Origin of the sequence: Amycolatopsis acididurans, assembly GCF_012328925.1 — a bacterium.
Lineage (GTDB): Bacteria > Actinomycetota > Actinomycetes > Mycobacteriales > Pseudonocardiaceae > Amycolatopsis_E > Amycolatopsis_E acididurans.
Genome location: NZ_JAAXLS010000030.1, coordinates 47,387 through 66,320 on the forward strand (window position 1 = coordinate 47,387; position 18,934 = coordinate 66,320).

An 18,934-nucleotide genomic window follows, 5' to 3' on the forward strand; every position below is an offset into this window, starting at 1 on the left:
ATGGACTCCGGGGAAAAGGCCCTGCTGGCCGAAAGCCTCGAGGGGATCGTGCGAAACGCCGCGCCCGAGCGCCTGGACGACGCGCTGACCGAGTTCGGCTGGCGCGAGCTGCTCGAGGAAGAGCCACACGCCGCGGTTTCTATCCTGCTCGAACTACAGGGTCGCGGCCTTGCCCGGTCGTCGGCTCTGGACATCAGTTGCACGACGGCCACCGGACTCGGCGGCATGGCGGCTGTCGTCTTTCCCGCGCTCGCGCACGCCGGCCCGACCAGCGCCGCCACGGTGGACGGATCCGCAATGACGGTCGAGGTACGGGGAATCGTCGCCGTCCGCGCGGAAGCGCCGGACCGCGTCGTCGTCCCGGCGGTGCTCGACGGGGCCACCGTCGTCGTCCAAGCTCCGTGGCAAGGATCCTGGCCGGGCTCCGGCACCGGCATCGCACCCGAGGCGGGCTGGGTGAAGCTGGACACGACACTGCACGCGGACAGCTCCACGGTCACCACCGATGCGGCGTGCTGGCGGAACCTGCGCGCCGCGGGACACCGGGCGCTGGCCCATGAACTGACCGGACTCGCGGGCGCGATGCTCGAGCTTGCCGTGGACCACGTCGGCTCACGCGTCCAATTCGGACGAACGCTGGGCGGTTTCCAGGCCGTCAAGCACAAACTGGCCGACGTGCGCTTGTGGCAGGAATGCGCGAAGCTGGCGGCGGATGCGGCTTGGGAGGCGGCCGGCGAGCATGAGCGTGCGATCGCCGCGGCGATCGCGAAGGTCACGGCGAACCGGTTCAGTGAGGCGGCCCGGCAACACTGCCAGCAAGTGCTGGGCGGCATGGGCTTCACATGGGAGCACGATTTCCACCGATACCTCAAGCGCGCCATGGTGCTCGAGCCGTTCCTCGGCACGACCACGGCACTGAACGCCGAGCTGGGCCGTGAACTGCGGGCCGGTACCCTCCCCCGCCTCGCGATGCTCTGAGAACCACTGTGGCGGCCGGCGCACTCAACGCGCCGGCCGCCACAGTGGTTTCTGGTATCAGCTGCCGATGGTGAGCCTGCCGATACGGTTGCCCAGCAGCTCACCGAAGTAGACGGAACCGCCGTGGGCGTTGAGGTCGCACGGACTCGCCGCCGGGGTCGGGATCGGGAAGTCACGGTAAGCGTGCGTCACCGGGTCGAACTGGCCGATGTTCGTGCCGCCGTCGAGGTTTCCTTCGGCGACATAGATCTTGCCCTCACTGCCGAAGACGAGCGGCCCGGGCCGGGGCAGGAACAGGTTGGCGGGCGCGGCCAGCGACCACTCGGCGACCTGCCGCGTTTCCGGGTTGATCTGCCCGATGTTGCCCGTACCGGTCTCGGTGAACCAGATCGTCCCATCCTCAGCGGTGGTGACGCCCTGCGGAGCCGAAGCCGGCGATGGCACGGTGTATTCGGTGAACTGATGCGTGTAGATGTCGATCTGACCGACCTTGCCCGCCGTGGCCTCCGGGAAGATCATGGTGCTGCCCGGACCTCGGTGCACGATGATCGGCCCGGCCAGCGGGGTCGGGATGGGATACGACGTGATGGCGTGCGTAGCCAGGTCGATCCGGCCGATCGCGTTGTTGCCGATCTCGGTGAACCACATCGCGTTGTCCGGGCCGGCTTCGATCGCGTCGGACGCGGCCGCTCCCGTGGGAAGCTGGACGCTGCCCAGTGCGCCCGGAATCGGGATGGTGTATTCCTCGATCTGCTGGGTGCCCGGGTCCAGCCGGGCGATCTTGTTGGCCGACACTTCGGTGAACCACACACCGCCGTCCGTCCCGATCGCCTCACCCCCGGGCACTGACAGCGGCGTCGGCACGGGGACCTCGGTGATAGCGCCGGTAGCCGGGTCGTAGCGGCCGATCTTGTTCGCGGTGATCTCCTCGACCCAGCCGATGCCGGAGCTGTCGAAGTGGATCTCGCAGGGACCTGCCGCGGGGCTCGGGAACGGCGCCGATTCGGTGATGGAGATCGTGTCCGCTGCCGCCAGGGACGGAACCGTGAGCACGATGGCCGTCGCGCCGAGCGCGGACAGGCGTAGCTTCTTGCCGAACATGATTTCTCCGTCGCAGGTTCAGATGAGGTATGCCTTGGTGGTGGCAGCTATGGTTTCTCCGCCGACGAGGGCTTCGTCGGGCGTGACCCCGGTGGCGGCGACCTCGGTTGCCGCCAGGCCGAAGGTGGCCATCGCGCCGGAGAAGGGCACGCCGGAATGTGGGAAAGCAAATGCGACCGCGTCACGGAAACCGTCGCCGTTGTGGTTGCGCACCGCGAGATGCCCGCCCTCCACAATGACGTGCGCGAGTCGCCGGGAGTCGTGCTCGAAGCCGGCGGATTCGATCTGCTGCGCGGCTCCGGGTCCGTCGCCCGCGGCGAGGCTCTGCGCGATCGCAACCGCGGGATCCGTCGCCGCGACCGCGGGCAGGACAGCAGCCAGTGCGGCGGCCGCCATAGCTGCCGGTACGACCGCGATACGGCGGGCAGCGCAAGATAAGGTCATCTCTTCTCCAGGTGAGCGTGCGAGCGCATCGCTCGCGTGAACGGGTGCGCGCCTCTAACGTGTGCCCGCGGCATCCTGGTGCGGGACCGGCGACCGCTCGATCGTTTCCGTCCGTGGCCGTACCGCGTTCACGATCGCGGCGACCGTACTGACGCTCAGCGCGATGGTGATGGCGGCCCCCAGGTAGGTCCACGCGCGCGACACGCCCATTGTCATGGTCACGAACGTCGGCCATCCGGCCCACAACTCCCAGGCGCCGAAAGCACAGGGAACCAGGGGGACGGCCAGCAGCGTGCCGCGCACGCCGTAGCGGCCGACCGCCAGCGCGAGCAGCACACCCGAGGCGATTCCCCCGAGATTGGTGAACAGCCACCAGAGCGGGAAACCACCCTGGTAGAACTGGAAAGGCTGCGGGCCGTAGTAGTCGTAAAGCTTCAGTGCCGTCAGCGGGATCTCGATCACCAGGTTCGACACGATGATCACGCCCATGCCCATCCAGTACTGCTTCCTCGGCGCACCCTTGCGCGTAAGGTCGTAGAACAGATAGGCGCTACCACCCGCGAACAGCGAGTAAAGCAGCGTCGACCAGAGCGGGTCGCCCCGGAAGTTGAACTGGATCCAGGACATCAGGTTGCCGTCCCGGTAGTTCAAGAGGCCGAGCACACCCCAGAACGTCTCCATGAGCGCGCACACCAGTCCTCCGATGGCGCAGAACAACAGGATCGGCGAACGCGTGCGGATCAGGTCGGCCAGCGCGTACAACACCCACAGGGCGAAGAGCACGATGGCCGTTATCAGAACTACGTGATGCGTCGTGGCGGGTGCCACGGTGGACGGTGGGGAGGGGTAGAACCCTGACAACGCCATGTCTGCTCCATTGCTCGACCTGACTATCCGCGGAACCGCGGCTCACGCCGCTGCAGGAAGGCGCGCATGCCCTCCTTGGCCTCGGCGGAGGAGAAACTGAACGACTGAGCGAGGCTCTCGGTCTCGATGGCCTCGGCGAAGGATGATTCGAACGCCTTGTTCAGCGACTTCTTCATGATCGACAAAGCCAGGGTCGGCGCGTCGGCCAGCCTGCGTGCCCAGTCGTCGGCCACCTTGTCGAGTTCGTCGTCGGGAACAGCACATGCCACAAGCCCGAGCGAGGCCGCCTCGGAGCCGGACACTCGCTGGGCGAAGAACACGAGTTCCTTCGCTTTCTGCAGCCCCACCAGGCGCGGCAGCAACCAGGAACCACCGCCGTCGAGGGTGAGCCCGCGTTCGGCGAAGATCTCGCCGAACATCGCGCCTTCCCCCGCCACCGTCAGGTCGCAGGCCAGCGCCAGGTTGCAGCCGAAGCCCACGGCAGGTCCGGCGACCTTGGCGATGGTCGGCTTGGGCATCTCGTGCAGCAGGGTGACCACTTGCCCGACGCGCCGCATGAAGCGCAGTTCGTCGGGTGCCACCGACTCGGACAGGTCCATGCCGGAGCAGAACGCCCCGCCGGCACCGGTGAGGACGACGACCCGGTCGCCGGAATTCCCGGCGATGTTCTCGAGTTCGCGAACCAGCTCCTCGATCAGTGGCCAGGTGACACCGTTCTTCCTTTTTGGACGGTTCAACGTCACGGTGACCACGCCCTCGGCACGGTCGACCAGCACATCCGGCATCGTGTCGGTTCCCTTCTACAGACCGGCGGCCGCGGCGAGCCGTTCCCGGTGGGCGTCCGGAATGCCGAAGAGCAGTTCGGTCGCCTTGGCGCGGCGGTAGTAGAGGTGCGAGTCGTGCTCCCAGGTGAACCCGATGCCACCGTGGATGTGCAGGGCCTCGTCGGCGACGTGGGTGAACGTGTCCGAGCACAGCGCACGGGACAGGCTCGCCGCCTCGGCCAGATCACGCGCGGTACCCGCACCGGGGTCTCGCAGATAGGAATCCGCGACGCCGATCGCGTGCGTCATCGCCGAACGAGCCATTTCGACCTGCAGCAGCAGATCCACGAGCTGATGTTTGATCGCCTGGAAGCTGCCGATCGGCCGTCCGAACTGGACACGCTGCTTGGCATAAGCGACGGCGTTGTCCAGGCAACGCTGGGCCCCGCCCACCTGCTCGGCGGCCAGCAGCACGAGTGCGAGATCCAACCCCGCGTCGAGCGCGACGGCGTCCTCGTCACTGATCAACCGCGCCGGTGCTCCGTCGAACCGCACCGTGGACAGTGGCCGCAACAGGTCGAGCGAGGGCATCGGGCTGACGGCCACCTCGCCGCGGTCGGCCGCGAACAGCCCGATACCGGCGGAGGTCCAGGCCGGCACCAGGATGATGTCCGCCGCGGGTGCGTCGATCACGAAGGACTTGCTACCCGACAACGACCATCCGGTTTCCGTGCGCACCGCGCGCACGGTGGTGGAATCCGGACGGTAGCCGCCATCCGGTTCGTTGAGTGCGACCGTCACCGTTGTGGTTCCCGACGCGATCGCCGCCAGCAGATCGCCGGCGGCGTCGGTGCGCCGCTCGCCCGCTACCGCGAGCACGAGCGGCAACGCGAACCCGGCCGTGGCGAACATCGGAACGGGCGCGAGCGCCGCGCCGAGTTCCTCGAACACCACCGCGAGGTCGGCCAGCTGTGCGCCGGCGCCGCCGTCGGCTTCGGGAACGATCAGCCCGGGCAGGTTCATCTGCGTCGCCAGCAGCCGCCACAGCGCCTCGTCGGTCCGGGGCCCCGAATCCGCCCCTTCGGCGAAGTACGGGCGCACATCGACGTGGTCGGACAGGCAGCGGCGCACCTCGGCACGCAGCTGTTCCCTGATACCCGCCTCGCCACTCATGACATCGTCCTTGCCCTGGCCGCGACCGGGCTCGCGCCACCGTCGCGGCTGGGCAGCGCGACCACCGCGGTGCCGGGCATGATGTCGTCTCCGCGCTGGTTGCGGGCGTGCGTGGTGATCTCGACGACGTGCTCGCCGGAATCGTCGACGGACTTACCCGTGACCACCCCGCCGAGGTCGATCACGTCCGACAGGTAGACGAAACCGCGGTACTGCGACGAAAGGTGCTTGACCCACCCGTTGTCGCCGCACCAGTGTGTCAGCAGGTGGATCTGCCAGCACTGCCGCTGGAAACCCACGTCGTACTGGAAGGCCACGCCCATCGCGTTCGCGGCGGCCTGGTTGTAGTGCACGGCGTAGATCGGTTCCTGGGCACCGGTGACCGGGTCCCGGAACGCCCACGCCGGGTGTGCCGCGTAGTCGTGAAGGGACGCCGCGTGTGCCTTCAGCCGCGGGATCGGGGTGCCGCCGCCCGCGATGAACGCGACCTCGTCGGTGAGCCCGATCGGGCCCTTGGTCAGGTCGTCGATCGGTTCGCCGACCTCGACGTCTTCCCAGTACCGGGGCTCGGCGCCGCGCGGCCGCTGGGCGAGCACGCGTTCTTCGATCGCCCGCAGCTCGTCCTCGGTCCAGCGGTGCGGTACGTCGATCTTGCGTGACTTGCTCTTGCCACGCGCGGCCGCGCGCTCGTAGTTCACGACCTGCCAGCGGATCTGTGCGACCGCCTCGCCACGCTGGTTGACGTAGTCGTTGACGAAGTGGTCTGTGACCATGCGGCCCGCGAAGCTGCTCGGCCGGGGGCCGGTGAACCCGTCGTAGCGACAGGTGGCCTCGATCTTGTCGCCCCAGTAAATGGGCGCGAGCAGCTCCATCTGGGTCGCGGAGTGGAACGAACCGAGACCGGGCCAGCCGAACTGGATACCCGAGAAACAGCCGATCACGAAGGACGGTGGCGCGACCGGTGCCCCGTACTCCGAGGCCAGGGCCCGTTCGGGATCGGTCCACAGTTCGTTGATGTCGCCGATGCCACCGGCGAACTTCGTGACCGCGATGCGGGTCGCTTCCTCGTTGTTGACCGAATGCGAGATCCGCAGCTGGATGCCCGCCTTGGCCTTCATCGACTCGATCATCGCGTCGTCGATGACGGCCTCGGGCATCCGGGCCTCTTTTTCGCCGACTGTCGTCACTTCTTACCGCCCGAGGGGTTCGCGCTCCATGACTGTCCCTTCGGGACACCGGCCTCGATGACCGCCTTCTCCAGGTCGGCCACGCTCCAGCGGCCCTCGGCGCTCAGCTTCCATTCGGGGTCGAGTTCCCACGGCCGGACCCGCTGCACCCGGCTGCCGCCAACGAGGAACACCTCGCCGGTGATCTCGCAGGCCGGCGAGGACAGGTAGGTGACGAAGGGGGCGATGTTGGCCGGGTTCCAGCGGTCGAACTTGCCCTCCTTCGGGGCCATCGCGTCACCGAACGTGCTCTCGGTCAGGCGCGTACGCGCCTGCGGGAGGATCGCGTTCACGCGCACGCCGTAGCGGTTCAGTTCCTTCGAGGCGACCTGGGTCAGCGACGCGACCGCCGCCTTCGCCGCGGCGTAGTTCACCTGACCGGGGTTACCGAACACACCCGACTCGCTGGAGGTGTTGACGACCGACGCGGCGACTTCACGACCGGCCTTGCTCTCCTCGCGCCAGTACCGCGCGGCGCTGCGGGTGACCAGGAACGTGCCCCTGAGGTTGACACGCACCACGATGTCCCAGTCCGTTTCGTCCATGTTGACGAGAACGCGGTCGCGCAGGATGCCGGCGTTGTTCACCACCGCGTCGAGCCTGCCGAACTCCTGGATCGCCGTGTCGACCACCGACTGCGCACCCTGCGCGTCGGCGACGTCGTCACCGTTGGCGACGGCCTGGCCGCCCGCGTCTCGGATCTCCTGCACCACCTGCTGCGCCGGCCCGGGTTCGCCGCCCGTGCCGTCCTGTGCACCGCCGAGGTCGTTCACGACGACCTTCGCGCCTTCGGCGGCGAGCAGCAGCGCGTGCTCACGGCCGATTCCGCGTCCGGCCCCGGTTACCAGCGCCACCTTACCGTCGAGGCTACCCATTCGACTCTCCTTCATGTCCTGTTCGATTTCGGCGTGCCGGGCTCCTTGGGCAACCCGAGCACGCGGTGCGCGATGATGTCGCGCTGGATTTCGTCGGTTCCGCCACCCAGCCGCATGCCGGGCACACCGAGCACGAACTCCGACCACGAGTACGTGCCCTTCTCGCCCGTGTCGGCGAGGAGGCGCGGCCCGAGTGCGGTCGCGACGAGATCCGACAGCGCGGCGAGATTCGCGGTGAGCGCGAGTTTCGACAGCGACATCTCGGGGCCGGGCGTGGTGCCCGCCTTCACCGCGGCCTCCGCACGGGCACGCATCGTCTTCGCCGCGGTCAGACCGGTGTGCACGCGTGCGAAAGCCTGGCGGACCGCGGGATCGCCGGTACACGACAGATCGCGCAGCCACGCGATGATCCGGTCGAGCCGGAACAGGCCGCTGCCGCCCGCCGTCGAGCCGCCGATGGCGCCCCGCTCGTACATCAGCGTCGCGAGCGCCACCTGCCAGCCGCTGTCGACCTCGCCGAGCCGGTTCTCGTCAGCGATGTGGACGCCGTCGAGGAACACCTCGTTGAAGTCGGCGCCACCGGTCATCTGCCGCAGCGGCCGGACCTCCACGCCGGGCGCGTGCATGTCCACCAGGAACGCGGTGAGGTTGCGGTGCCGTTCGCCGTCGGAAGTCCGGGCGAGCAGCAGGCCCAGGTCGGAGTAGTGCGCCCCCGAGGTCCAGACCTTTTGGCCGGTGACCACCCAGTCGCCGGTCGCCGGATCCTGGTCGGCCTTGGTCGACACCGAGGCCAGATCCGAGCCAGCACCCGGCTCGCTGAACAGCTGGCACCCGACCACATCCCCGCGGCGCAGACCGCGTAGCCATCGCTGTTTCGCGGTCTCGGATCCGAACTGGCGCAGTGTGGGGAACACCATGCCGAGACTCACGCCGAGCGGCGAACGGGACGGTACGCGGTGGCAACGTTCCACTTCCTGGTAGATCCGCTCGTAACGAGAGGGCAGGCCGGCACCGCCGTACTCGGGTGGACCGGTGATCCAGCCGAAGCCGGCATCGAACACCTTGCGCTGCCATTCGCAGGATCGCCGTGCCTCCTCCGCGGTGGCACCGCGGAACAACGTCACACGGTCCTCCCGCTCGGAGAACTCGAATGCCTTGCCGTCCTCGGAATCCGCCACCGCGGCCTCCACAAAGGACTCGGCCGCGGCCCGGAACTCATCCGGGGACGGCGCGCGGCGCGCGGAGTCGACCGACACGGGGGTCTCCTTACTACGAAAAGAAGTTGTGACAGGTGACGGGCTCAGCGACCGGTGACCTGGTGAACGGCGGCGACCAGGTCGTCGGCGTTCGGGATCGCGCGCAGGCTCTTGGCGAACGGGATCGGCGCGTAACTGCCGCCGAGCCGTAGCACCGGCGCCGCCAGGTCGCCGAACAGTTCCTCGGTGATGCGCGCACTGATCTCGGCGCCCGGCCCGCAGAACCGGGTGGCCTCGTGCGCCACGACGGCGCGGCCGGTGCGTCCCACCGACTCCAGCACGGTGTCGAGATCCAGTGGCACGAGCGTGCGCAGATCGATGACCTCCACGCTGATGCCCTCTTCCGCCAGCCGGTCGGCGGCGTCCAGCGCCCAGGGCACGGCCGGGCCGTAGGTGACCACGGTGACGTCGTCGCCGGTCCGCTTGACCGCGGCCTTGCCCAGCGGGATGGAGACCTCGCCGGTGGGCACCTCCTCCTTGTTCGTGTACTCGAGGTGGATGTGCTCGATGAACAGGCAGGGGTCGTCGTCGAACACGCAGGAGGTGAGCAGGCCCTTGGCCTCGGTCGGCGTGGACGCCATGACGACCTTGATTCCCGGCGTGTGCATGAACCAGGCTTCCAGTGACTGCGCGTGCTGCGCGCCGAATTTGCTGTTCCCGACGACGGTGCGCACGGTCAACGGCATCGAGCTGCGGCCACCGGACATGTAACGGAACTTCGCGGCGTGGTTGACCAGCTGGTCGGTCGCGAGGGTGATGAAGTCGAAGAACATCACCTCGGCCACCGGGCGGTAGCCCGCGAGCGCCAGTCCCACCGCCGCGCCGACGATCGACTGCTCGGCGATCGGGGTCGCCCGCACCCGGCCGGTCCCGTACCTGGTGGACAGCCCTTTGGTCACCTTGAAGACGCCACCGATCGGGTCGGCGATGTCCTCGCCGAGCAGCACCACCTTCGGGTCCTTGGCCATCGCGAGATCCAGCGCGGAGTTCATCGCGACCGCGGCGGACATCTTGCTCGTCTGTGCGTTGCCGGTTTCTTGCAAGGTAGTCATCGGAGGTCAGGCACCAGCCTCTTGTCGGCGAACACGTCTTCGTGCAGTTGGTCGGGTTCGGGTTGCGGCCTCGACTCGGCGTAGGTGAACGCCTCGTCCACACCGGCTTCGGCGTCCTTCTCGATCTCGTCGAGTCGCGCGGGGGTCGCGATACCCTCCCGGATCAACCATTCGCGGAAGTTGGGTGCGGCATCGCGCGTCAATGCCTCGGCCAGCTCGTCCTTCGGCACGTAGCTGTAGTCGGCGGTCCCCGTATGGCCGGTCAGTCGGTAGGTCTCGAACTCGAGGAACACCGGTCCGCCGCCGGAACGAATCGCGCTCACCGCATCACGAACCGCCTGCCACGAGGCGATCGGGTCGAAGCCGTCGACCTTGCGCGCGGTCATGCCGTACGACTCGGCTCTGCGGGCGAACTCGTGCGCCGCGGAGTACTGATCCAGTGGTGTGTGCTCGGCCCAGTGGTTGTTCTGGCAGACGAAGAGGATGGGCAGTTTCCACAGTGCCGCCATGTTCATGGCCTCGTGATATCCGCCGATGGACGTGGCCCCGTCACCGAAGGTCACGGTCACGACCCTGCCGTCCCCGTCCAGCTGCGCGGCGATGCCAAGGCCCGCGGCGATCGGCAGACCGGAACCGACGATGCCGGTGGTGGCGGTCAGGCCGGCCGCCTCGTCCTGCAGGTGCATCGGGCCGCCCTTGCCCTTGGACACGCCGTCCACCCGCCCGTAGAGCTCCGCCATGATCGCGGAGAGGCTGGCGCCCTTCGCGAGCGCATCCCCGAGATTGCGATAGGTCGACACCATCTGGTCGCGCCGCTCGAGCACCGTGCCGAGGGCCGCACACACGGCCTCCATGCCGCGCACGGGGTAAAAGGCGGCCTGCAGCTTGCCCGCCTTCGCCTCTTTCTGCGCACGGGCATCGGCCAGCGTGGTCGTGAGCATGACCCAGTACATCCGCTCCAGCTCCGCCGCGGACGGCAGCGCCGGCGCGGCGATCGTGTCCTCAACTGTGTCGGTCAAGACCAATCCTCCTTCTGCTGGTTGCCCACGGCGAACAGCTCAAAGTTAGTCTAGTGATAGACAATTTACAATACGACATAGCATCGCTAGACAGACTTCACGGCGGCGATCAGATGCGCGCCCCACCCTTCCGCGTGTTGCCTGACCCAGCCGCAGAACGTCTCCAGCGCGGCGTCCTCGCCGCTTACGCCGGTCAGCGGAAGCGCACCGTCGAAGATTTCGCCCACTGTGCTGTCGACGGTCACCACCCTGCCCGCGAGCGGCGTGAGAATGCCCTCACCACAGCCGACCACACAGGGGCGCCCCAGCTCGCGGCTGACCACCGCGGCGTGCGAGGTCGCCCCGCCGATCTCGGTGACGATGGCGCGCGCGGCCAGCATGCCGTGCACGTCGTCGGGGTTGGTGGTCGGCGTCGCGAGCACCACGTCCTTGCCTTCCGCCGCGAGCTCGTCGGCCTCGTCCGCACTGGTCACCACCACGCCGGAGGCCACGCCCGGACAGGCGACCTCGCCCTTGGCCAGCAGCGTCGCACCGGCCCGGACCTCGGGCGAGAGGTGCGGCGCAAGCAGCACGCCCAGCTGCTCGGCCGTCACACGTTCCAGCGCTTCCTCGACCGTCAGCAGCCCCTCCTGACGCATCGCGACCGCGTGCCGCACGGCCGCGGTCGCCGAACGCTTCGCCGAGCGCGCCTGCAGCAGCCACAGCCGCCCCCGCTCCACCGTGAACTCGATGTCCTGCACGTCACCGAACTCGCGTTCCAGCACGCGGGCAGCGGCCAGCAGTTCGTCGTGCACCGCGGGCATCGAATCGGCGAGATCGGACAGGCTGAGAGGATCGAAACGCCCCGACACGACGTCTTCACCCTGGCCGCCCGGCAGCCATTCACCGTAGGGTTCCGCGTCGCCGGTCACCGGGTTCCGGCTGAACAACACGCCGGTGCCGGAGCCGGAGCCGAGGTTGCCGAACACCATCGCCTGAACGGTCACCGCGGTGCCCGCGTCGTCGGGCAGCCCGTGATGGCGGCGGTAAGCCGTCGCCCTCGGCGAGTTCCAGGATTCGAAGACCGCGACGACCGCGTCTTCGAGCTGCTCCCACGGATCATCGGTCGGCTTCTTCCCGACGACGTGGGTGAACTGCTGCACGAACCGGCGATGGGTGTCCGCACCGAAGGCCTGGTCTCCGGACTGCCGGGAGAGCATGGCGGCGATCTCGGGATTGACGCCGAGATTGAGGACGGTGTCCATCATGCCGGGCATGCTGCGGGCCGCGCCGGAGCGCACGGAGACCAACAGAGGCGCCTCCAGGTCACCGAATCGCCGTCCCACCACGGCCTCGATCGAGGCGATCCCCTCGCGCAGCTCACCGGCCACATGCGCAGGGACACTCTTACCGGAGTCGTAGTACTCCACGCAGACACTGGTCGGGAAGACGAAGGCCGGAGGCACCGGAAGACCGAGCCGCAGCATCCTGTTGATGCTGAACGCCTTGCCGCCGAGCACGGTGCGATCGGCGTCCTGCCGGCCGCCTGCCTCGAGCAGAATCATCGAACTTTCCCTCCGGGTCCAGGAGCGCTGACCAGGCCAGCCGAGAAGTTTGGTCTAATCTAAAACTATCTGATGCTAGAGTAAAAGGGACCAGCAACCTTGTCCATAGCGAGCCAAATACTCTACGGTTAGAGTAATTCGGACAGCACCTGGAAGGTGACGATGACCGCTTACGCAGCATTGACGCTGTCGCACAGCGAAAGCGTGGCCGAGATACAGCTCAGCAGGCCCGACGTCGTGAACCGGTTCGACTCCACCCTGACACGTGAGTTGCGCACGGCTCTGCTCGAGCTTCGCGACGATCCCGCGGTACTGGCCGTCGTGCTGTCCTCGACGGGAAAGCATTTCTCCGCGGGCGGCGACTTCAAGTCGATGCTCGCCGCGAACGCCGACCACAACGTCCTGATGCGCCAGGTCGACGAGGGGCGCGACCTCTTCCGCGCCTTCGCGGACTTTCCCAAGCCTCTCGTCGTCGCCGTGCAGGGTGATGTCTTCGGTCTCGGGGCGAGTCTGGTACTGACCGCCGACGCCGTGGTGGCGACAGCGAGCGGGCGCATCGTGGACCCGCACGTGCGGATGGGTCTGGTGGCCGGCGACGGCGGGGCCGTGAGCTGGCCGGTGAACCTCCCGTTCATCCGGGCGAAGCGGCAGCTGCTGTGGGGCGAACCGCTCACCGGCAAGCAGGCCCACGAACTCGGCATCGTGACCGAGCTGGCCGATTCGGCCGAACAGGTTCGCCTGGTCGCACTCGATCTCGCGGCGCGTGTCGCCGCACTGCCGCCGGTCGCGGTCCAGCTGACCAAGCGGACGTTGAACAAGTATCTGCATTCGCGCATCGACGATGTCTTCGACGCCGGCATGTACCTCGAGGCCATCAGCGCGAGGACGTCCGATGTGGCCGAAGCGGTCTCGGCGTTCAAGGAGAAGCGGGAAGGCAGGTGGACCGGCGCGTGACCACCACGGAACCGGCGCTGGCGTCGATCTGGGGCACCGATGTCATCCGCGACCCGCACGGCCCTGGCCTGCTCTACCACCCGAGGCCCGCGTCCATCACCGGAATGCTCGGCGGAACGCGGCGCTGGGGCGACCGCACATTTCTGGTGCAGGGAGAGCGGCGCATCGATTTCGCCACGTTCCTGGACGCTGTGCCGCGGGTGGCCGGGGACCTGCTGGACCGCGGTGCCCGGCCGGGAGACAAAGTGTTCGTCCTGGCTTACAACAGTCCGGAGTTCGTGCTGGCGATCTGGGCCGCGTGGTGGGCCGGGCTGGTGCCCGTTCTTGGCAACCGGTGGTGGAGTGACAACGAGATCGAGCATGCCCTGGCGTTGACCGAGCCGGCTCTCGTGCTCAGCGATCGTGCCGCACCGGCGAGTGCGCCGGCGCCGCCCTGGCTGGCGATCGGCGACCTGGAGGACGCGTTCGGCGGCGACGAACCAGGGATCGGCGCGCGGGAGTGCGACGACGAGCTGTCCCCAGGCCTGGTGCTGTTCACGTCGGGCTCGTCGGGAGCCCCCAAAGCGGTCGTCCTGTCGCGACGGTCGGTGGTGGCCAACCAGCACAACCTGCTCAGCCGCTCCAAGCAGCTGCCACAGAACGTGCCCGACGACGCGCCTCAGTCGGTAATGCTCGCCTGCACGCCGTTGTTCCACGTCGGTGGCGTGTCGAACCTGATCACGCAGCTCATCCTGGGCGGACGGCTGGTCATGACGGTGGGCAAGTTCGACGCGGGCGAGGTGCTCGAACTCATCGAGCGCGAAGGCGTCCACCGCTGGGGCGGCGTGCCCACGATGGCCGCCCGCGTGCTCGCCCATGCCGACTTCGACCGCCGCGACCTGTCCAGCCTCCGGTCCTTCCCGCTCGGCGGCGCTCCGGTGTCGGCGGGACTGCTCGACCGGATGCGTGCCAAACTGCCGCAGTTGCGGCGGCGCGGCCTGGCGAACACGTGGGGGATGACCGAATCGGGCGGCTTCGTCACCGTCGCGGGCAACCGGGACCTGGAGCGCTTCCCCGGCACGGTCGGGCGCCCCTACCCGGTGGCGGAGCTGCGCATCCTCGGCCCGGACGAGAGCGGCCGCGGCGAGATCCTGCTGCGCTCCCCCACGGTGATGCTCGGTTACCTGGGACTCGACGACGGCACGGTCGACGCCGAAGGCTGGCTGCACACCGGCGACCTCGGCCGGCTCAACGACGAGGGCTACCTGTTCCTGGACGGTCGTTCGAAGGACATCGTCATCCGCGGCGGCGAGAACATCGCCTGCGCGCACGTCGAGCACGCGCTGCTCGCACACCCCGACATCGTCGAAGCCGCCGCCTTCGGCGTGCCACACGAAGACCTCGGCGAGGAACTGGCGGCCGCGGTGACGCACCGTCCCGGTACCGCTCCGACGGAGGACGAGCTGCGGGCCTTCGTGCGCGGCCGCCTCGCCCACTTCGAGGTGCCGACGCGGTGGCGGATCGGCGGCGATCCCCTGCCGACGCTGGCCGGGGAGAAGGTTGACAAGAAGGCCCTGCGGGCCGAGCTGGAAAGGGACGGCGGATCGTGCGACTGACCGCACCGGACGAGTACTTCTACCACCAGGCCTCGCTCCCGCACGCGATGGTGGGCTCGAGCGACCCGAGCTGGCGCGAGCGTTACTGGATCAGCATCCAGGACACCGAGCGGCAGGACACCGTGCTCACCCTCGGCATCGGCCAGTATCCGAACCAGGACGTGCAGGAGGCGTTCGTCGTGCTGTCCGAGGGCGGCACGCAGCGCAACCTCCGGCTGGCCCGCCAGCTCGGCCCGGCCAATGACGTGATGCACGTCGGACCGCTGACGATCGACGTGGTCCGCCCGTTCGAGGATCTGCGTCTCGTGCTCGACGAGAACCCCTCGGGGCTCGCGTTCGACCTGCACTGGACGGGCACCATGGAACCCGTTCTAGAGGGCAGGCACTACCAGGTCAGCCGTTCCAGGGCCACCTATGACGCGATCCGATACGTACAGGTCGGGCGCGCGGCCGGAACGCTGACCACGCCCGAGGGCAGCCGAACACTCGAACCGGAAACCTGGTGGGGCGAGCGCGACCACTCGTGGGGCACCCGCCCGCTGCCGCGTGTCCAGGGCGCGCCTCCCGGCGAGCGTCCGGAATGGCGGATGCTCATGTTCTGCCCCATCCAGCTGCCGGATTTCGGCCTGCACTTCTACTTGTACGAAGCCGAGCCCGGCCGTCCGGTCCACCTCTCGGCGGGCCTGTCCCGCCCGCTCGGCCGCTCCGACGGTGACTTCCCCGACGAGGCGATCGTCGGCGTGGAGCACGACCTGCAATGGGTCGCCGGCGCCCCCGCCGCGACGCTGTCACACGGCACGATCGTGCTGACGCTCGCCGACGGCCGGAAACTCGAGTTCGACATCACCGCGCGCCCGGGGCGTGCGCACCTGCGCGGCGGCGGGTACGAGGGCTGGAACGGCTGGTTCCAGGGCCACTGGAAGGGCGAGAACAGCCTCGAGCACGACGTCTGGGACCTGACCGACGCGAGCCAGTTCTACCGCTACGCCAAGGCTTCCAGCGACCACCTCATCGAAGTGCGGCACGACGGCAGGACCGGCTACGGGGTCATGGAATACATGGTGCTGCCCGGTTATGCCAAGTACCCCGACGCCATTCCGCCGAAGCCACCGCGGGAAAGCCGATGAGCGCGAGAACCGACGCCGAGTCGGTCCAGGTCGTCTCGGAACGCCTGCGCGCATTCCTGGCGGCACGCAACACCGGCGCCGAAGAGGTGACCATCGACGGGCTGCAGCGTTCGGGTACCGGATCTTCCCGGGAGAACTGGCCCTTCGACGCCAGCTGGAACGACGCGGGCACACCGGTGCACCGCCGGCTGCTGCTGCGGCGCGATCCACCGAGCGCCGTCGTCGACACCGGACGGTCGACGGAATACGCCCTGCTCAAGGCACTCGAGCCGACGCCGGTCCCCGCCCCCGTCGCGTACTGGCTCGACGACGACGGGGCCGAACTGCTGCGGCCGAGCATGGTCGTCGACCGGCATCCGGGCAAGGCACATCGCGCGGTCCTGCGCGACAAGAACCCGCTCGGCCTGTCCGGCCAGGGCCGGGCACAGCTGGCCAAGAGCCTGTGCGACCTGCTCGCGCGCGTGCATCGTGTCGACGTGGTCGCCACCGGCCTGCCCGCGCCGCTGCCCGATCCGGCCACCGCCGAGGTGAACCGGTGGGAAGGCCTTCTCGACGAGGCAGAACTGGAACCGCAACCGGTGCTGCGGTGGACGCTGCGGTGGTTGCGCGACCACGTTCCCGCCCCACCGGATCGGCTCGCGCTCGTCCACGGCGACTTCCGCCCGGCCAATGTCCTGGTCCACAATGGAGCCGTCGAAGTGCTCCTGGACTGGGAACTGGCGCACCTGGGCGATCCGCGTGACGACCTCGGCTGGTACTGCGCCCCCGTCTACACCCGGGAGCACTTCATACCCGGTGTGTGGGAGCAGGACGACTTCCTGCGGCGCTACACCGAACTGACCGGCACCGAAGTCAGCGCCGGCGCGCTGCTGTTCTGGCAGGTGCTGAGCCTGTTCCGGCTCGCCGTGATCGCGCTGCAGGGCGTCCGCATCTTCTGCGCCGGCGAGACCGACCGGCCGGCCGCGCCACCGACCGCGCTACTGCGGCTCCTCGCCGGCATCGTGTCCGACCACCCCGGAAAGGCCTGACATGCGTCCGACCCCCGCCGAGCTGATCTCGCACGTGCGCCGCATCCTTCGCGACGTCGTCGAACCGGAGCTGGACTCGGCCTACGCCAAGGCGCGACTCGCCGAGATCCGGGCCACGCTGGCCCAGGTCGAGTGGGACGACGCGGGGCTTCAGCTCGCGCGCGACGTCACCACGCTTCGGGAGCTGTTGTCGCGATGCCGTCAGTGGATCGAGTCCGATGAGGTCAGGAAGGCGCATTTCGCGGACAACCTCGCCCTCATGGCTTCGCTGCCACACGGAGCGATCGAGGACTTCGCCGCCGGCAACGGCACCCGCGTCCGCTACCACGAGGTGGTCATCGCGCTCATCGATCCGCTCGAGGACTGGCTCTCGACCGGACAGGACGACGGCACCGGCCTGCGGCTGCGCGGCGAGCTGCTGTCTACTGTGGTCCGTTGACGGCGAGCTTGCGCTTGTAGAGCTTGCCGTTGTCACCGCGCGGCAGCTCCTGGACGAAGCCGATACTCCGCGGGCACTTGTAGTGCGCCAGCCGGGAACGGCAGTGTGCCACCAGTTCCGCGGCGAGTTCGTCGCCGGGCTCCGCGTTCGCGGCCGGCACGACGAACGCGTGCACGACCTGCCCGTACTCCTCGTCGGGAACGCCGACGACCGCGGCGTCCTCCACGGCGTGGTGCAGGGCCAGAACGTCTTCGGCCTCCTGGGGGTGAATGTTGACCCCGCCCGAGATGATCAGCTGGTCGCGCCGTCCCGCGAGGTAGAGATACCCCTCGTCGTCGAGACGTCCGAGATCGCCGACCGTGCGCCATCCGAGGGGATGCGCCGACGACCGTGTCTTGGCCTCGTCACCTCGGTAACGGAACTGGGTCGTTCCCTCGAACCAGACGGTGCCGATCTCACCGGTCGGCAGTTCGGTGCCGTCCTCGTCGGTGACGTGAATCGTTCCGGCCAGGGCACGGCCGACCGAACCCGGGTGATCCGCCACCTCCTGCGGCCCGATGTGGCAGTTCCCGTAGCTTTCCGACGCCCCGTAGAGCTCATGCAGGACCGGGCCCCACCAGTTCATCACGCGAAGCTTCAGCTCGTGCGGGCAAGGCGCACCGCCGGTGATCGCCACGCGCAGACTCGAGACCGCGAACCGGCGTTTCGTCTGCTCTTCGAGCCGCGTCATCCGCAGCAGCATCGTCGGGACGAACTGGGCGTGCGTGACGGCGTAGGCGTCGATGGCAGCCAGGGCCTCGACCGGATCGAACCGGTCCATGCCGACCACGGTGCCGCCGAGCTGGGTCACCGCGAAGACGAACCGGAACGGTGCCGTGTGGTAGGTCGGAGCCGGGGACAGGTAGACCATGTCGCCGTCGAACGAGAACAACTCCGTGTAGCGCCCCAGATGTGGTGGCGCCTGCGCGGGATGGACGCCGGTACCGGGATGCAGGATGCCCTTCGGCGTTCCCGTCGTGCCCGAGCTGAACATCATCCGCCCGCCGAGCCGCTCGGCAGGCAACGGGCCTGCCGACATGGCCGACACGGCGGCGTGGTAATCCTCGAACGCCGCGCCCGCCTCGATCCCCAGCGTCTCGGGCAGCCCGTCCACGTCACGCAGTGCCCGTTGCGCCGCCGGTCCCGCGATCACCATCGCCGCACCCGAGGCCCGCAGCACCTCGGCCAGCTCGTGCGGGCCGAGATGCCAGTTCACCGGGGCCAGGCAGCGACCGCTCCGCGCGGCCGCCCACATCACCTCGGCCCATTCGGTCCGGTTCTCACACACCATCGCGACCGTCGCGTCCGGCGCCAGCCCGCGCTCGTCGAACAGGCGGGCGAGCTGAATGGAGCGCCGGTCGAGCTCGCCGTAGGTGACGCACCGGCCCGTTCCGGCCATGATCAGCGCCGGGCGATCGGGCTTCTCGGCGGCGTGGATTCCCGGGTACACCGC

At 68.6% G+C, this 18,934-nt stretch carries 18 protein-coding genes; 6 read left to right on the plus strand and 12 right to left on the minus strand.

What is annotated here, in order from left to right:
• Window positions 1–978, plus strand: coding sequence for an acyl-CoA dehydrogenase family protein (locus tag HFP15_RS29665; protein WP_168520072.1), 978 nt, complete (start codon window positions 1–3; stop codon window positions 976–978).
• 57 nt (window positions 979–1,035) lie between these two features.
• Here HFP15_RS29665 and HFP15_RS29670 read toward each other — a convergent pair whose 3' ends face one another.
• The 11 genes from HFP15_RS29670 to HFP15_RS29720 form a co-directional block, all read right to left on the minus strand.
• Complete coding sequence (locus tag HFP15_RS29670; protein WP_168520073.1) at window positions 1,036–2,079, minus strand: Vgb family protein; 1,044 nt, start codon at window positions 2,077–2,079, stop codon at window positions 1,036–1,038.
• Between the two features lie 18 nt (window positions 2,080–2,097).
• Window positions 2,098–2,523: a hypothetical protein gene (locus HFP15_RS29675; protein WP_168520074.1), complete on the minus strand. Its 426-nt coding sequence runs from the start codon at window positions 2,521–2,523 to the stop codon at window positions 2,098–2,100.
• A 54-nt stretch (window positions 2,524–2,577) separates the two neighbouring features.
• Window positions 2,578–3,390 carry a hypothetical protein gene (locus tag HFP15_RS29680; protein ID WP_168520075.1) on the minus strand — a complete coding sequence of 271 codons (813 nt, stop codon included), beginning with the start codon at window positions 3,388–3,390 and terminating at the stop codon, window positions 2,578–2,580.
• A 23-nt stretch (window positions 3,391–3,413) separates the two neighbouring features.
• On the minus strand, window positions 3,414–4,175 hold the full coding sequence (locus tag HFP15_RS29685; RefSeq protein ID WP_168520076.1) for an enoyl-CoA hydratase/isomerase family protein: 762 nt from the start codon (window positions 4,173–4,175) through the stop codon (window positions 3,414–3,416).
• Between the two features lie 15 nt (window positions 4,176–4,190).
• Entirely contained in the window at window positions 4,191–5,327 is a 1,137-nt protein-coding gene (locus tag HFP15_RS29690; RefSeq protein WP_168520077.1) for an acyl-CoA dehydrogenase family protein, read from the minus strand.
• Window positions 5,324–6,484: an FAS1-like dehydratase domain-containing protein gene (locus HFP15_RS29695; RefSeq protein WP_168520078.1), complete on the minus strand. Its 1,161-nt coding sequence runs from the start codon at window positions 6,482–6,484 to the stop codon at window positions 5,324–5,326. Before HFP15_RS29695 ends, HFP15_RS29690 begins: the two co-directional genes overlap by 4 nt.
• Before the next feature lie 26 nt (window positions 6,485–6,510).
• The gene (locus tag HFP15_RS29700) at window positions 6,511–7,428 is read right to left on the minus strand and encodes an SDR family oxidoreductase (RefSeq protein WP_168520079.1); all 918 of its coding nucleotides are present in this window, start codon (window positions 7,426–7,428) and stop codon (window positions 6,511–6,513) included.
• An 11-nt stretch (window positions 7,429–7,439) separates the two neighbouring features.
• Complete coding sequence (locus HFP15_RS29705) at window positions 7,440–8,684, minus strand: acyl-CoA dehydrogenase family protein (RefSeq protein ID WP_168520080.1); 1,245 nt, start codon at window positions 8,682–8,684, stop codon at window positions 7,440–7,442.
• A gap of 44 nt (window positions 8,685–8,728) precedes the next feature.
• The gene (locus HFP15_RS29710; RefSeq protein ID WP_168520081.1) at window positions 8,729–9,736 is read right to left on the minus strand and encodes an alpha-ketoacid dehydrogenase subunit beta; all 1,008 of its coding nucleotides are present in this window, start codon (window positions 9,734–9,736) and stop codon (window positions 8,729–8,731) included.
• Window positions 9,733–10,755: a thiamine pyrophosphate-dependent dehydrogenase E1 component subunit alpha gene (locus tag HFP15_RS29715; protein ID WP_210718035.1), complete on the minus strand. Its 1,023-nt coding sequence runs from the start codon at window positions 10,753–10,755 to the stop codon at window positions 9,733–9,735. The genes HFP15_RS29710 and HFP15_RS29715 overlap by 4 nt, the downstream gene beginning before the upstream one ends.
• Window positions 10,756–10,841: 86 nt before the next feature.
• The gene (locus HFP15_RS29720) at window positions 10,842–12,299 is read right to left on the minus strand and encodes a pyruvate, phosphate dikinase (protein ID WP_168520082.1); all 1,458 of its coding nucleotides are present in this window, start codon (window positions 12,297–12,299) and stop codon (window positions 10,842–10,844) included.
• Window positions 12,300–12,461: 162 nt separating this feature from the next.
• On the opposite strand from HFP15_RS29720, the gene HFP15_RS29725 reads away from it, so the two are divergent.
• Genes HFP15_RS29725 through HFP15_RS29745 form a run of 5 tightly spaced genes read left to right on the plus strand, consistent with a single transcriptional unit; the run spans window position 12,462 to window position 17,442 of the window.
• Window positions 12,462–13,253 carry an enoyl-CoA hydratase/isomerase family protein gene (locus HFP15_RS29725; protein ID WP_168520083.1) on the plus strand — a complete coding sequence of 264 codons (792 nt, stop codon included), beginning with the start codon at window positions 12,462–12,464 and terminating at the stop codon, window positions 13,251–13,253.
• On the plus strand, window positions 13,250–14,848 hold the full coding sequence (locus HFP15_RS29730) for a class I adenylate-forming enzyme family protein (protein WP_210718036.1): 1,599 nt from the start codon (window positions 13,250–13,252) through the stop codon (window positions 14,846–14,848). Before HFP15_RS29725 ends, HFP15_RS29730 begins: the two co-directional genes overlap by 4 nt.
• The gene (locus HFP15_RS29735) at window positions 14,839–15,975 is read left to right on the plus strand and encodes an Rv3169 family protein (RefSeq protein ID WP_210718037.1); all 1,137 of its coding nucleotides are present in this window, start codon (window positions 14,839–14,841) and stop codon (window positions 15,973–15,975) included. Before HFP15_RS29730 ends, HFP15_RS29735 begins: the two co-directional genes overlap by 10 nt.
• A complete protein-coding gene (locus HFP15_RS29740) occupies window positions 15,972–17,003 on the plus strand; it encodes a phosphotransferase family protein (protein ID WP_168520084.1) in 1,032 nt (343 codons plus the stop codon). The genes HFP15_RS29735 and HFP15_RS29740 overlap by 4 nt, the downstream gene beginning before the upstream one ends.
• A 1-nt stretch (window position 17,004) precedes the next feature.
• Window positions 17,005–17,442, plus strand: coding sequence for a hypothetical protein (locus HFP15_RS29745; protein ID WP_168520085.1), 438 nt, complete (start codon window positions 17,005–17,007; stop codon window positions 17,440–17,442).
• Here the strand turns inward: HFP15_RS29745 and HFP15_RS29750 are convergent.
• Window positions 17,426–18,931: an AMP-binding protein gene (locus HFP15_RS29750; RefSeq protein ID WP_168520086.1), complete on the minus strand. Its 1,506-nt coding sequence runs from the start codon at window positions 18,929–18,931 to the stop codon at window positions 17,426–17,428. The two genes, HFP15_RS29745 and HFP15_RS29750, sit on opposite strands and share 17 nt — an antisense overlap.
• Window positions 18,932–18,934: the final 3 nt, after the last annotated feature.